Here is a 15,914-nt window from a genome sequence, read left to right on the forward strand (position 1 = left end):
GATGATTGGTACCATTCGTAAATTTTTTGCTTTTGCCGGTAAACGAGGCGACTTAATGAAAAAGGGAATCCTTCTGGCAGTTATTAATTCTGTTTTTCAGGCATTTCAGATATTGGCTATGGCAGTAGTGCTGCGAGCCATAACAGAAGGAAATGTTACGGCAGGAACCGCCTGGACTTCTTTTGGTATCATGTTCGCCAGTATGGCAGGTGCAATATTAACCAGACAGCGGGCAACCATGGCACAGGCGCAGGGAAGTTTCTACATGTGTGCGGATAAACGGTCTGAAATGGGTGACCGAATGAAATATATGCCTATGGGGTACTTTAACGATAACAGTCTGGGAAAAATAACGGCAGCCATAACGTCTACCATGGAGGACGTACAGGATATAGCACCAAGAGTTATGGATAAGATAATACATGGTTATGTCCATTCCGCAGTAATAACTGTGATGCTTCTTGTATTTGATTGGCGTATCGGACTGATTATTCTGGGAGGAATTCTCTTATTCATAGGAGGAAATTCTCTCATGCAAAAAAAATCCAGAAAGATTTCGCCTGCCAGAGTAGCAGCCCAGACGACCCTGGTGGGAGCAATTCTTGAGTATGTACAGGGAATTAGCGTAGTAAGAGCCTTTAATCTGGGGGAATCTGCAAGCCACACCTTAGAGAAAGCAATTGCAGACTGTGAGAAAAATAACGTTCGTTTAGAGCTTGCTTTTATACCATTTATGCTCCTGCAAAGTATCCTGCTTAAATTCGTCAGTGTGCTAATAGCAATCGCAGCCATTGGATTCTATCTGTCAGGAACAATGGAACTTATAACCTGCCTGTTAATGCTCATATCAGTATTCTTGATCTACAGTCAGCTGGAAACTGCCGGAAGCATGTCCTCACTACTGCGCTCTGTAGACATAGCCATTGACAGAGTAGACGAAATAGGAAATTCACCGATCATGGACAGCAGGGGGAAGAATATAAAACCTGCCAACTTTACCATTGAAGGAAAAAATGTAAGCTTCTCCTACGAGAAACGAAAGATACTAAAGGAGGTATCTTTTACGATCCCCTCCGGCACCACGACTGCTATCGTAGGGCCCTCCGGCGGAGGAAAATCCACACTGTGTAATCTTATCACCAGGTTCTGGGACGTAGAAGAAGGCTCCATTACCTTAGGAGGAAAAGATATCAGGGAGTATACCTTAGACAGTCTGCTGTCAAATTTCAGCATGGTATTCCAGAAGGTGTATCTGTTCAATGATACTGTGCTGAACAATATTAAATTTGGTAAACCGGAGGCTACCTTAGAGGAGGTACAAAAAGCAGCCAGGAAGGCGAGATGCCATGATTTTATCATGTCGCTTCCAGAAGGGTATAATACAATGGTAGGTGAAGGCGGAGCCAGTATGTCCGGTGGTGAGAAGCAGAGAATTTCTATTGCCAGGGCAATACTAAAAGATGCTCCCATAGTAATTCTGGATGAAGCAACGGCAAATGTGGATCCGGAGAATGAGAGCAGACTGCAGGAAGCAATTGCAGAAATGACAAAAAATAAGACGATTATTATGATAGCCCATCGACTTAAGACCGTTCAGAACGCGGAGCAGATACTGGTTTTGGAGGAGGGAAGGATTACACAGAGAGGTACCCATAAACAGCTTTTGTCCCAGGGCGGCTTATATGCCAGATTTGTAGGGATGAGAGAAGAAGCTATGGGCTGGAAGCTGTAGCTTTTAGGTCTTTCCTATCATACAAAATCCATGAATCCCGGTTAAGGCTTAATCCCTTGCCTTGACAGTGTTTCGTGGATTTTGTATTAGTCATTGAGTTCAAATGGAGCTTTTGTAAAATAAGTTTCCCGTGATAAGTAATGGGGTTAAGGCATATTATTAGTGAATATAATAATCGCTGACCAACAGATCTTTTATTATTTCTGTAGGTATTTCGAATTCTACGATTCCCATATAGCCCGGTGCAACATCATATTCGTTAAAGGAAATAACCAGTTTTCCATCTTTATTGATATAGAAGTTCTGGTCTGAGGCGATGGTCTTAAAGTCATCCGTCATACCATCCTCCAGAAAATAAAGCTTGCCATCTTTCCCTTTCATTTGTTCCTTCATCTGATCGATTATATTTTTGCTTATTGTATTAATATATCCGCTGTCCTTAAACAGACTTGAAAGTGTCAATACCAGCTGATTCTTTTTATCAATCGTGTCATAATGGATGCTTTCACTTCCGGAGGCGGCTATTTCAGTTTTTTCACTGGCTAAGACCAGAAGTGCATCCGAATCGAGAACAACCTTGTAATCGGAGAAAAGTGCAGTATTGGCATTCTTTAGATCGTCTGTACCGATTTTATCCAGGAACTCTTCGTACAATCTGGTATTTTCTTCAAGATATTTCTGGTTCAGCATGTCCTCAAGCTCTTTGTCCGACAATCCTGTTACCTGAGGGATATTTAACTGAGCTTCATGATGTTCATCCTTGTAGCTATATTCCCGGAAGGTAACTACTTTTACAAAGCTGCCGATGGCAGGAACCTCTGCCATGGCTTTGGCAGCCGCAGGGCTGATATTTACGGTTATGATAAGCAGTGCGGCCGCAGAAGCAACAGTGGAAATCACACCAGTGGAGAGATGATGTATCCACTTTCTGCAGCGTAATTTAGTCTGTTCCAGTCTAAGGGAGTTTTTTACCAGAAGCTCCAGTTCTTTAGGAATGTCCTGGCTTTCATAAGTATCTTTCAATTTCCTTAATGTTTCATGGGGGATGGTTTTGTTAGTATTGCTTTGGTTATTTTCTTGTATCGAGGTTTCTATTTTTACATTGTTGACGCTGAAGGTTTTATTATTATTTTTCATATTTACCCCTTTCGTAAATACCAAATTTCAAAATTTGATATTCCTCAATCCGTAGTTAAATAGGTTTGTGTGTCTTTAATTCCACTTTAAGCTGTTTCAGTGCAGAATATAGCTTTGTTTTAACTGTGTTTTCATTCTTACCGAGAATCTGTGCGATTTCCTGAAGCTTTAAATCTTCAAAGTATCGCAGTATAATAATGATACGACTCTCAGGAGATAATCTCTCCATGGCATTATGAAGATCCAGGTCTTCATAAGAGTCCTCTGTTTGATAATCTAAATGCTCCCATTCAGCCTCATCCAGATAGGCATATTTTTTATTCTTTCTTATAAAATCCAGAGAAGTATTTATGACGATCCGATAGAACCAGGACTTTACATAAGAAGCCTCCTTTAAAGCTCTTCGGGAGGAAAAGGCCCTGACAATGGAGTCCTGTACAATGTCCAGGGCATCTTCCCGGTTTCTGACATAGCTAAAAGCTAGTCGGTAATAATTGTCCTGATTATGAAGGATAAATTCAGCCAATTCTTCATAAGTGATTTGGAGTTTCATAGTATCCTCTCAATCCGCTGCCCAAAGAGACAGGGTCGTGGAAAATCAGATTGTCTGTACTCACCACTGGCTCTTATAGCGGAAACGTGTTATTATTTGAAGTAACGGGCATGCATGTGTTGTCTTCTATATATAAGACGTATTATGATGGAAAAAAGTTTTATAATAAATAGTATAAGATGAATTATTTACAGGTAAACATTAGACAGGCTTATTAACACTTTAATATATATTAATTTCAATTATAAAAACAGCTGTGTTATAATGAGATAAGATTTTATGGCAGTAGAATAATGCTATCCCTGTTAACATAACAGATATTTGGCGGATAAAACCCTGCCGTTTTGGAGAATAAAAAGCAAGAGCTTATAAGAAAATTATCAGCAGCCTTAGAGTAACATTCAGTGACAGTTGAAGGATAACGTGAGCAAAGATGGGAATGGAGGAACAACATGAGCAGTGTCAGAAGAATATATGTAGAGAAGAAACCGGCATATGCGGTTAGAGCACAGGAGTTACTGGAAGAGATAGAAAATTACCTTGCGATAGGAAGTTTAAAACAGGTTCGGGTGTTAAACCGATATGACCTTGAGAATATCAGCGAGGAGACCATAGAGAGAGCTTTCGGTACGGTATTTTCAGAACCTCCCGTAGATCTTTTGTTTACCGAAGAATTTCCAAAAGAAGAGAAGGATTTCGTATTCTCTGTAGAATATCTACCCGGTCAATTCGACCAGAGAGCAGATTCTGCCGTTCAATGCGTCAAATTATTGTCTCCCAAGGAAGCACCGGTAATTAACTGTGCGACCACCTATGTATTATCCGGTACTCTGACAGAAGAAGAATTCCAGAAAATCAAAGCCTACTGTATCAATCCCGTAGACTCCAGAGAAGCAAAGCGAAAGAAACCGGAAACTCTTGAAACTACTTATAAGGAACCGGAGGACGTAGCTGTTCTGACAGGTTTTACAAGCATGAGCAGTGAGGAGCTGAAGGAGTTTTATAAATCCCTTAACCTTGCCATGACCATCAAGGATTTTCTTCATGTACAGAAGTATTTTGCTTCAGAGGAAAAAAGAGAACCTTCACTTACGGAAATTAAAGTTCTGGACACCTACTGGTCTGACCACTGCAGACATACAACCTTTCTTACAGAGCTTACCAAGGTAAAGATTGAAGACGGTTATTTTAAGAAACCTCTTGAAGAATCATTTCTCAGATACCAAAGAGATCATAAAGAATTGTATCAGGGCAGAGACGATAAATATATGTCCTTGATGGATATAGCACTTATGGCTATGAAAAAGCTGAAGAGCCAGGGAAAGCTTAAGGAGATGGAGGAAAGCGAGGAAATCAATGCCTGCTCCATTATAGTTCCCGTTGAAATGGAAGGAAAGAAAGAGGAGTGGCTGGTATTCTTTAAGAACGAGACACACAACCATCCCACCGAGATAGAACCCTTTGGCGGAGCGGCTACCTGCCTGGGCGGCGCTATAAGAGATCCCTTATCCGGCAGAGGTTATGTCTATCAAGCAATGAGAGTTACCGGTGCGGCAGACCCCAGAGTGGCTATCGAAGATACTCTTAAAGGAAAGCTTCCTCAGAGAAAAATCGTAACTGGTGCGGCAAGCGGCTACAGCTCCTATGGGAATCAGATAGGACTTGCTACCGGACTGGTTGATGAAATCTATCATCCGGGTTATGTGGCAAAGAGAATGGAAATCGGTGCTGTTATGGGAGCGGCTCCCAGAAAGAATGTAATGCGAATGTCCTCCGAACCGGGTGACAGGATAATCCTTTTGGGAGGAAGAACCGGAAGAGACGGCTGTGGCGGTGCTACAGGCTCTTCCAAGGTGCATACGGAAGCCTCCATCGAAACCTGCGGAGCCGAAGTTCAGAAGGGAAATGCACCTACGGAAAGAAAGCTTCAAAGACTTTTCCGCAGGGAGGAAGTCAGCAGGCTGATTAAGAAATGCAATGATTTTGGCGCCGGCGGCGTGGCAGTTGCAATTGGAGAACTGGCAGACGGATTATTTATTGACCTGGACAAGGTTCCTAAGAAATATGCCGGACTTGATGGTACAGAACTTGCGATATCCGAGTCCCAGGAGAGAATGGCACTGGTAGCAGATGCAGGAGATGTAGAGGCCTTGCTTTTGTATGCAGAGGAAGAGAACCTGGAAGCTACACTTGTGGCAGAAGTGACGGAAGAGCCCAGACTAGTTATGGTATGGAGAGGTAAGGAAATTGTTAATATATCCAGAGAATTCTTAAACACCAATGGTGCTCATCAAGAAACTGAGGTAGTGGTGGCACCTCCTGAAGTTCAGACTAATTATTTTAAAAATGGCAGCAGTTTTTATGACAGAACATCAGAGGGTTCCAGTACAACAGAGAGCTTTTCCTTTAGAAACAAGCTGCTTAAGGTATTAAGTGACCTTAATAGCTGCTCCAAAAAGGGACTGGTTGAGATGTTTGACAGCTCCATCGGAGCTGCAACGGTTACGATGCCTTACGGCGGAAAATACCAAACCACACCGGTACAGGCAATGGCAGCAAAGCTTCCAGCCTTAAAGGGGGAATGTGATACCGTCACCTTAATGAGTTATGGTTTTGATCCCTTCTTATCCAGCTGGAGTCCATATCATGGTGCGGTGTATGCCATTCTTTCCTCTGTTGCAAAGATAGTTGCAGCTGGTGCAGACTATAAAACGATCTATTTCACCTTCCAGGAATATTTTAAGAGGCTGGGAGACGATGCGAAACGCTGGGGAGAACCTCTGGCAGCATTATTGGGAGCTTATGAAGCTCAGTTAAGCTTAGGGCTTGCTTCTATCGGCGGCAAAGACAGTATGTCCGGAACCTTCCAGGACATTGATGTACCTCCTACCCTTGTATCCTTTGCCGTTGCAATAACGAAAGCTTCTCAGGTTATTACCGGAGAAATAAAAGAAGCAGGTTCTCACTTAATCGCAGTTCTGGCAGAGAAGGATGAATACGACCTGCCGGTTTATGAGTCGATCAAAGCTTCCTATGAAAAGATACATGAGCTGATGAACAAAGGACTTGTGTCAGCAGCATACGCTCCTGGAGCTTTCGGTATAGCTGAAGCAGCAAGTAAGATGGCATTTGGAAACAAATTTGGTATTGCTTTTCAGGAAAAACTCACAGAAGAGGAGCTTTTTGCACCAGCATACGGTGCCCTGCTTCTGGAAGTGAAAGAGGAAGGTCTTGCAGCCATCAATGCTTCGGAGTTAAACCTTCTTTATGTAGGTGAAGTTACGGCTGATAAGACATTTACGTATAAAGAAGCTAAGGTGGAGCTGAAAGAAGCACAGAGCAGCTGGGAAAATTCTTTGGAAAAAGTATTTCCTACCTCCTCCGGTGTGAAAGAGGCCTTAATTGATACAGGGATATACGAAGAAAAGAAATCTATTTATTATACAAAAGATAAAATAGCGAAACCCAGAGTATTTATTCCCGTATTTCCGGGAACCAATTGTGAATATGATTCTGCCCTGGCTTTTGAAGCCGCAGGTGCCTCCGCGGATATCGTTGTATTCCGTAACCTGACACCGGGAAGCATTGAGGAATCGGTTGACAGATTCGTTAAGGCAGTGAAGGAAGCACAGATAATTATGTTCCCAGGCGGATTTTCCGCAGGAGATGAACCCGATGGTTCCGGTAAGTTTATCGCCACTGCTTTTCAGAATGCAAAATTAAAGGAAGCAGTAGATGAGCTCCTAAAGAAAAGAGATGGTCTGGCACTTGGTATCTGTAACGGCTTCCAGGCAATCATCAAACTGGGGCTGGTGCCTTACGGTGAGATTACTCCTCAGAAGGAGGATTCCCCTACCTTAACGACCAATCATATCGGACGACATGTATCCAAATATGTGTATACGAAAGTGGTATCCAATAAGTCACCCTGGCTTAAAAAGGCTGAACTTGGAGGTATCTATGCAGTCCCTACCTCTCATGGGGAAGGAAGATTCGTAGCAAACCAGGAATGGATAAGTAAACTTTTTGCAGCAGGACAGGTTGCTACTCAGTATGTGGATTTAAGCGGAAATCCTGTAATGAGTGAAGAATTCAATCCCAATGGTTCTTATTACGCCATAGAAGGTATCACAAGTCCTGATGGAAGAGTACTTGGTAAGATGACACATTCGGAAAGAAAAGGGGATGGAGTTGCCATAAATATTACCGGCAACCGTGACCAGCATATCTTTGAATCCGGTGTTGCATATTTCAAATAACTTTACAGGCATTGAAATCATTTTAAATTGTATTAGCAGATCACCCCGGCAAATGCGCTGACCCGGGGTGATTTTTATGCTTTTATGGATGAGAGATCTTTAAATGTCTCATGAACTGGAAAGATAGGCCAGATGGATTTGTATATTGGCACGGATTAGAGAATTCGTAATACCTTTATAGTAGAGGGATTTTTGAATTGTACGCAGATATTTGGTGTTATTATGATACTGGGTATAAACCATGCAATCAGAAAGTACAATTTCCTTCTGGCTTCTAAGGAATTATTTATGAAGGAATGTTTAAGGAAACCATGGATTATGAGCCTCATTGATCTGTGTGGGAGAATTATACGGATAAGCCGGCAGGCATGAATGATACTGGGATATGAGAAGGAAGACCTTGTCAGCACCAAATTTGAAAAACTCTTAGGCAATGAGCAGAAGCAATTCAAAACCTGGAGAAAGGGAAGCTCACCTCATAGAAAGAAACATTACAATATCAGTGTTTAGATTTTATGCTTATCCTTAGCGGAATAAATGGCATAAGCGGTGCGCTGGAAGTCGCTGATAGAATTAAGGAATGTATAAGAAATTATGTATTTGAAAAGAAGGAACTTCGTGTTACAATAAGCATTGGTCTTGCCTGCTATCAGGGAGAAAGTATCAAAGAGCTGATAGGCATTGCAGTCAACTGCTATATCAGGCCAAGAGAAACGGCCGTAACAGAATAGAATATCTTATAGAATAGCAGTCAGGCAGGATAAGAAAGGAGTTATTCATGACAATTAACAGAAGCAAGGTTGTAATCGTTGGAGCAGGTATGGTTGGCTCATCCACAGCTTTCAGTCTCATAACACAGGGAGTATGTGATGAGGTAATGATTATAGATATTAACAAAGACAAAGCCAGAGGAGAGGTAATGGACCTATGCCACTGCGTTGAATATTTAAACCGTAACGTTAAGGTTACTCAAGGAACCTATGAAGACTGTGGAGATGCAGATATTGTAGTTATCACAGCCGGAGCACCTCCAAAAGCCGGACAGACAAGACTGGATACCCTGGAGCTGTCAGCAAAAATAGCGAAGTCCATTGTTACGCCTATTATGGAAGCTGGTTTTAAGGGACATTTTATTGTGGTGTCCAATCCGGTAGATATTATTGCACATTATGTATATAAAATCTCAGGACTTCCTAAGAATCAGGTTATTGGAACTGGTACAGCCATGGATTCTGCAAGATTAAAGCATTTTATCGGAGAGCTCTTTCATGTGGACCCAAGAAGCGTACAGGGTTACACCATGGGTGAGCACGGAGACAGCCAGATGTGCCCCTGGTCCCATGTAACAGTAGGCGGTAAGCGGATTAATGATATCCTTTCCGATAATAAGGAATATGATGATATCAATCTTGATGAGATCGTATATAAAGTAACGCGGGTAGGCTTTGATATCCTTAATATCAAAGGTACGACCTGCTATGGTATTGCAACTACAGCAGCCGGAATAATAAAAGCAGTCTTAAATGATGAAAATAAGATTATTCCCGTATCGACCCTATTAGAAGGCGAATTTGGAGAACGTGACGTATTCTGTGGCGTACCCGCTATTCTTAACCGCAGCGGTGTCAGTGATGTAGTGGAAGTCCATCTGACAGAAGAGGAACTTGAGAAGTTCAAGAAATCTGTAGGTGTCATCAGAGAATACACCAGTAAGATATTATCGCTGTAATGAAATAATGAAGATATGTAGATTGAGATATGCAGGTCAGTTCACCAAGATAAAAAACCAAGATAAAAAACCAAGATAAAAACTCAAGATAAACCTAAGAAAAAACCAAGATAAAACCAAGATATAAAACCAAGATATAAAACCAAGAAAAAGAACCAAGAAAAAGAACCAAGAAAAAGAACCAAGAAAAAGAACCAAGAAAAAGAACCAAGAAAAAGAACCAAGAAAAAGAACCAAGAAAAAGAGCCAAGAAAAAGAGCTAAGAAAAAGAGCCAAGAAAAAGAACCAAATAAAGAACCAAAATAAAGAACCAAAATAAAGAACCGAAATAAAGAACCAAAATAAAGAACCAAGAAATAAAGAATCAAGAAATAAACCAAGATATAACCCTAAGAAAAAGAACAAAGAAAAGAACCGATCTCGATGGATGAATTATTACGCCCTTAAGGCAGGCAGATATATAACTGTTTACCTTAAGGCGTAGTATTTATAAATTTCTGATCGGTTCTTTTTTGTTGAGGATATTGATTCAAAGTCTGTAATTTGACTACAATTTTCTCCTTCATGAATGAATTAATAAGAAGATAAGAAGGAATGTGCGCTTGAACGACTTTTAAGCACTTGCCTGATATAATTTGTAATCATAGCATAAAGAAAATTGTCTTAGCCAGTTAAGTTTTAGATTTAATGACTAATGAATCATACAATCCATTCACTATTTATCTGCTGTTTCTTTTCTTTGAGGTATTTGAGTTATTTTGTAGCCTTTTCTCAAACATTGCAGCTTTTTTTGCAGTATATCTTGCTTCTTTTTCAAGTTTTAAATAGGACTGAAATCTGGATTTCGTAAGAGTTCCTTCTGCTAAAGCTTTTTTAATAGCGCAGCCGGGCTCAGTTCTGTGACTGCAGTCATGGAAACGGCAGCCTGCTATCAGCTCTTCAATATCGGAGAAGACTTCGCTTACGCCTTCGTCTGCCGACCAGATACCGAGTTCTCGCATACCGGGTGTATCAATAATCAAAGCACCGCTTTCAAGGGCAAACAACTGGCGGTATGTGGTGGTGTGATGACCTTTGCTGTCGTCCTCACGAATGATATTAACTTTCATAAGCTCTTCCCCAGCCAGACTGTTGACCAGAGAGGATTTTCCGATACCGGAGGAGCCCATGAATACAAGGGTCTTACCGGGTTTTAGGTATTGGTTCAGTTCTTCCAGGCCTTGGCCTGTATGGCTGCTGATGGCATGGACACCAATACCCGGTGCAATAGACTCTGTCTGGATAAGCTTCTCCTCATAATCCGAACAAAGATCTGCTTTGGTCAGGATAACTACGGGTACACCACCACTGTACCAGGCGGCTGACAGATACCTTTCCAATCTTCGTAAGTTAAAGTCATGGTTTAAGGATGCCATGACAAACACATAATCGAAATTAGTGGCAACCATCTGAGCGCTGGCACCGGATATTTTGGAAGGCAGGGAGGGATTGGCTCTGGAAAAGCTGGAGCGTCTGTCTAGGACTCGGTATATGATATCCTCACCCTGGTGGTTTGCCTTAATAAGCACGAAATCTCCCACAGCCGGATATGTCTTTAGCTCCATGTCCTGATAAAATACAGAACCTTTTAATTTGCCATTGTTTTCACCACATTCAGATATCAGCTTATAGGTTTCCTTCTGAATGGATATTATTCTTGCGGGGATAAGACCCAGCTCTTTTTCTTTTTCGGTTATCTGTTTGCTAAAGTAATCGGTATAACCGTAATTTTCTAATGATATCATCTAAGATCCTCCTGGTTAAATACAATAAATTTTTAATAGTTATGTTGAAAACAATCAGACTGTTTCAACGAATTCTGGAATATCAAATTGAAAATCGATATTCATGAAAGCGGTTATAAATGGATTAAAACCAAACTTAGATGGTGTAAGACAGCATTAGATAATTTTAGGCATAAAAAAAGCACGCCGTTTGCGTGCAGGATTTTATTCGAACATTTCACAAAAGGGTAGAAATGCAGAGCGGTTCTTTTATTTCATTTCTCTGCCCATATTCAGTTCTGTTTCGAAGCACCATATAAGTCAGATTCATGATAGAACGTCTCCTTTCTTAGTGAAACTAATTGTGATGTAATAGTATAAGTTGATTACCGATTTAATTTTACCAACTCATTTTACTATAGTAAAAATAATATTACCAGGGTGAAAATAAATAAATCTGTTTTTGCCTGGAGTAAAGAAGTAGGTATAATTTACCAAGCAAGGCAGGCTGATTTTTTATTCATACAAATTAAGGTATGTCTTAAAGCCCATTGAAACATTCTGAAACACCGTTTTGGACCGGATTGCAGCTTTGGGAATGTAATTCCTTACATCCCCAAAAACTTACCTTGCTGCAGCTTAATATTCGTAAAGTTGAAGCTCCAGACCTGCATATGCAGCTTTCAGACACACCCTGGTTAATCAATCTTGTTCCTTTATATATCCGCAGCTTTATTCAGGAAATCATACTGAGAAACGAAAAGCTTATGGTAGTAGCCGTCATTTTCCATCAGTTTATCATGATTTCCCATTTCAAGGATCTTACCTTTATCCACATAGAGAATACAGTCGGAATTCTTTATGGTGGAAAGGCGGTGTGCGATGATAAAGGAGGTACGACCCTTTAAGAGTTTTGCAAGGCCTTCCTGTAAAAGAATCTCCGTCTCTGTGTCAATACTTGAAGTAGCTTCATCCAGAATCAGAATCTTAGGATCTGCCAAAAGTGCTCTTGCAAAGGATATAAGCTGACGCTGACCGGCAGAAAGGCGGCTGCCGCGTTCATTTACTTCCGTTTCATAACCTTTCTCCAGACCCATGATAAAGTCGTGGGCACATACTGTCTTAGCTGCCTCCATAACCTGTTCATTGGTAGCGTCCATATTACCGTAACGGATATTATCCATAATGGTTCCTGAGAAAATGAAGCTGTCCTGAAGCATGACACCCATCTGTTTTCTTAAGGATTTAATGGTAACATCATTAATATCCACACCATCTATCAGAATACTTCCGGAATCCAGGTTATAGAATCGGCTGATTAGGTTAATGATGGTAGTCTTGCCTGCACCGGTAGGACCTACAATGGCAAAGGATTCACCCTGTTTGGCAGTAAAGTTGATTCCGTTTAAAATCGGAAGGCCTTCTTCGTAGCTGAAGACTACATCCTTAAAATCTACAGTTCCTTTGATAGAAGGCATTTCCACGGCACCTTCCTTGTCCTTTACCAGTACCGGCTCATCAATGGTTTCAAAAATTCTCTCAAGATAAGAGATAGCAGTAAGGAGAGAATTATAAAAGCTTGCCAGTGTGTTGACAGGTGCCCAGAAACGGCCGATATATCCGGTAAAGGCAATCAGAACACCGACGGTAACACCGCTTACATCTCCTGTAATCCAGCTTACACCAAGGATATAAACAGCAGCCATGGTAAGGGTTGAGATATTATCAATGGCGGGCCATAAGAGGAAGTTGTATTTAACTGCTTTCATCCAGGCATCACTGTATTTACCGCTTAAGCTGTTGAAAATCTTAATGTTTTCCTCCTCTCTGACAAAGCTCTGCGTAACACGGATACCGTTGATACTCTCTGCAATATAAGCATTTAAGTTAGAGGACTTGTTGCTGGAAATCTGCCAGGCAATACGCTGTTTCTTCTTTATAAAGAAGATTACTGCCATTAGTATGGGAAGACCCAGTAAACATACAATTGTCAGCCTGATATTTATGGACAGCATAAATATTACGATGAAGACCAAACTGAACAAATCGGTAATAGTATTGATAATACCGTTTGATAGAAGGTCACTTAAGCTGTTAACATAATTTACGACCCTTACCTGAATCTTGCCGTGGGGACGGTCATCATAATAGGAGAAGGGCAGTTCCTGCAGATGGTTAAAAATATCACTTCTGATTTTATGGATGATGTTCTGGCCAAGTTTTGTAGTAATCTGAATCTTTAAGCGGAGAATTACTACCACTATAAGGTTTAACAGCATCAAGACAATACTGATCATGATAACTCCCCTGATATTTTGATTGGGGATATAATCATCCATGATCATCATCAGGATTCTTGGTGTGAACATACCAAGGGCACTGGAGATAACCATTAAAAGGATTGTAAAATACATTTCCTTGCGATGGGGCTTAATATAGGAATAAAGTCGTTTCAATTGTTCAAAGCTGAATTCGCTCTGGAGGGTTTCGTCAATATCGTATTTATTACGGGCCATTAATTGTACACCTCCTTATAATTTCCGCCTGCAAACTGGTCGAACTCACCGTATTGGTGGTTAAATACTGTATAATAATAGCCCTTCTTATTGATGAGAGAATCATGATTGCCGGATTCTATTATCTTACCGTTATCCAATACCAGAATGAGGTCGGCATCTTTAATGGAGGAAATACGGTGGGCAATGATAAATACTGTCTTATCGGACAGGGAACCTAACTGCTGCTGAATCTGTGTTTCAGTTTCCATATCCACGGCTGAGGTAGTATCATCAAGAATAACGATGGAAGGATTCTTAAGCAGGGCTCTGGCTAAGGAAATACGCTGTTTCTGTCCGCCGGAGAGACCCATACCTCTTTCACCGACAATGGTATCGTAGCCGTCAGGCATATTCATGATAAAGTCATGAGCATTGGCAACCTTGGCAGCTTCTTTCACTTCCTCCAGGGTGCAGTTGGGATTGCCGTAGGCAATATTACCTTCAATGGTATCAGAAAACAGGAATACATCCTGCATTGCCATACCGATATTACTGCGAAGCTGGTATAAGTCCATGTCCTTGAGATTAATACCGTCAACAGTAATTTCTCCATCAGTAACATCATAGAAACGGCATAACAGGTTCATAAGGGTGGATTTACCAGCCCCGGTGGCACCGATAATACCTACGGTCTGACCGGGTTTTACTTTAAAATTAATATCCGTTAAGATAACATCATCTTCTGCTTTGTAATGGACATTTTTAAATTCCAGAATACCTTCAAAGCGTTTGGATTTCTGCCCTTTGTAAGGAGTCTTAATGCCTGGTTCCTCTTTGATCGTGGAGTAGATCTTCTCGGCAGAAGTAACAAAACGCTGGTAATCGTTAGCCAGCCAGCCTGCCATTCTCAGAGGGTTATTAAGCATCCAGAGGTATCCGCTGACAGTTACCATCTTTCCTATGGTAATATAACCTTTGATCACCATGATACCACCCACCAGGTAAAGGATTACTGTCAGGAAGTTGGCAAGGAATTCGAAAATAGGCACATATTTTTTCCAGATACCAGCAGCAGCAAGCTCTGCATCTCGGTAGCCATCATTCTCCTTGTTGAATTTCTGGATTTCATAATCTTCTTTGGCAAAGGCCTTAACTACACGGTTACCGCTGACATTTTCCTGCACAAAGGTGTTAAGGCTTGAAAAGCGCTGTCTGATATTATGAAAGGCAGCCTTAACAGAAGTCAGCTGTTTGCGGGTTAATAATACTGTGATTGGAACAACAGCAATCATACAAAGGGCAAGCCTGTAATCAACTGTAAAAATCATAACCAGAGCTATGATAAACAGCAGTGAGTTCTCATAAACAGAATAAATTACATAGGCAACGAAGTGCCTGATAGCATCCATATCACCGGTCTGTCTTGACATCAAATCACCGGTCCTGTTCTTATTATAAAAAGTAAAGTCTTCTTCCAGGAATCTGCGGTATACATAATCACGCATGTTGTAAAGCATGTTCTGCGAAGTAGTCTCAAATATCACAAGAAATCGATATTTTACAAGAGATCTTACTACAGTAGTACCGATGAGAAGCAGTACCAGTTCAGGAAGTATTCCTGTGTTCCCGCCTTTGATAACATCGTCCACGATAATACCGGATATGTAAGGATTGACGATGGTCAAAAGACAGGATACGGTAACTAATAACAATGCTGTCATCAGTCGAAAGCGGTGTTTTTTCAAAAATGAAAAAACCCATTGCATTGCTGTCATAATATTTAGCCTCCACTCTTATGCCGGCCTGTATTTTATGATATGGCGCAGCATCTGTATTTTAAGATTCTGTTCTATTATAGTATCAGACCACAAAAATAAAATGTACTTTGTTATGAAAAGCATGTCAATTGTTATATAAGGTCAATTATATCGACAAAAATTGCAAAACCATAAAAATATGAAAAAAGGTTTTTCAAATCCAAAAAAGATGATATAATGAAAGAGATGCAACCAAATGAATTTACGAAACGTTTAAGTAGCTTTATTACAATAGAGGCTAGAGCGTGTTTGAAGCCAGTTGCACCGTTCTGAGTGCCTCACTTGAATTTATGACTTGCTGCAATATAGAAAAGGCAATCCCCCAACGCATTTTTGTATTGCTAACAAAAGAAGAAAGTGGAAGCACAGTCCGGCTCAAGAAGTCTTCAGACGCACCCTGGGGGAGAGTATAAATCAGAGAAGGAG

The 15,914-nt window shown here is 40.9% G+C and carries 10 protein-coding genes; 5 read left to right on the forward strand and 5 right to left on the reverse strand.

Features of this window, described 5'->3' with window-relative positions; genetic code table 11:
* The first annotated feature begins 1 nt into the window (after position 1).
* The gene (locus tag R2R35_RS19535; RefSeq protein ID WP_317731503.1) at positions 2-1,732 is read left to right on the forward strand and encodes an ABC transporter ATP-binding protein; all 1,731 of its coding nucleotides are present in this window, start codon (positions 2-4) and stop codon (positions 1,730-1,732) included.
* 159 nt (positions 1,733-1,891) lie between these two features.
* On the opposite strand, the gene R2R35_RS19540 is transcribed toward R2R35_RS19535, so the two are convergent.
* Together R2R35_RS19540 and R2R35_RS19545 are read right to left on the reverse strand one after the other, a co-directional pair.
* Positions 1,892-2,869 (reverse strand): DUF3298 and DUF4163 domain-containing protein, encoded by a 978-nt coding sequence (locus tag R2R35_RS19540; protein ID WP_317731504.1) that lies wholly within the window; start codon positions 2,867-2,869, stop codon positions 1,892-1,894.
* A 55-nt stretch (positions 2,870-2,924) separates the two neighbouring features.
* Positions 2,925-3,422, reverse strand: coding sequence for an RNA polymerase sigma factor (locus R2R35_RS19545; protein ID WP_317731505.1), 498 nt, complete (start codon positions 3,420-3,422; stop codon positions 2,925-2,927).
* 452 nt (positions 3,423-3,874) lie between these two features.
* On the opposite strand from R2R35_RS19545, the gene R2R35_RS19550 reads away from it, so the two are divergent.
* The 4 genes from R2R35_RS19550 (at position 3,875) to R2R35_RS19565 (ending at position 9,410) form a co-directional block, all read left to right on the forward strand.
* The gene (locus R2R35_RS19550; RefSeq protein ID WP_317731506.1) at positions 3,875-7,681 is read left to right on the forward strand and encodes a phosphoribosylformylglycinamidine synthase; all 3,807 of its coding nucleotides are present in this window, start codon (positions 3,875-3,877) and stop codon (positions 7,679-7,681) included.
* A gap of 372 nt (positions 7,682-8,053) precedes the next feature.
* Positions 8,054-8,191, forward strand: a complete 138-nt coding sequence (locus R2R35_RS19555; protein ID WP_317731507.1) for a hypothetical protein — start codon at positions 8,054-8,056, stop codon at positions 8,189-8,191.
* 5 nt (positions 8,192-8,196) lie between these two features.
* A complete protein-coding gene (locus tag R2R35_RS19560; RefSeq protein WP_317731508.1) occupies positions 8,197-8,412 on the forward strand; it encodes a hypothetical protein in 216 nt (71 codons plus the stop codon).
* 47 nt (positions 8,413-8,459) lie between these two features.
* Entirely contained in the window at positions 8,460-9,410 is a 951-nt protein-coding gene (locus R2R35_RS19565; protein WP_317731509.1) for an L-lactate dehydrogenase, read from the forward strand.
* 719 nt (positions 9,411-10,129) lie between these two features.
* Here the strand turns inward: R2R35_RS19565 and rsgA are convergent.
* The 3 genes from rsgA to R2R35_RS19580 all read right to left on the reverse strand — a co-directional run bounded on the left by rsgA (position 10,130) and on the right by R2R35_RS19580 (position 15,446).
* A complete protein-coding gene (rsgA, locus tag R2R35_RS19570; protein WP_317731510.1) occupies positions 10,130-11,194 on the reverse strand; it encodes a ribosome small subunit-dependent GTPase A in 1,065 nt (354 codons plus the stop codon).
* Between the two features lie 695 nt (positions 11,195-11,889).
* Positions 11,890-13,689 carry an ABC transporter ATP-binding protein gene (locus tag R2R35_RS19575; protein WP_317731511.1) on the reverse strand — a complete coding sequence of 600 codons (1,800 nt, stop codon included), beginning with the start codon at positions 13,687-13,689 and terminating at the stop codon, positions 11,890-11,892.
* Positions 13,689-15,446 carry an ABC transporter ATP-binding protein gene (locus R2R35_RS19580; protein WP_317731512.1) on the reverse strand — a complete coding sequence of 586 codons (1,758 nt, stop codon included), beginning with the start codon at positions 15,444-15,446 and terminating at the stop codon, positions 13,689-13,691. Before R2R35_RS19580 ends, R2R35_RS19575 begins: the two co-directional genes overlap by 1 nt.
* Positions 15,447-15,914: the final 468 nt, after the last annotated feature.

It is taken from the genome of Anaerocolumna sp. AGMB13020 (assembly GCF_033100115.1).
In the GTDB taxonomy this organism is placed as follows: domain Bacteria; phylum Bacillota; class Clostridia; order Lachnospirales; family Lachnospiraceae; genus Anaerocolumna.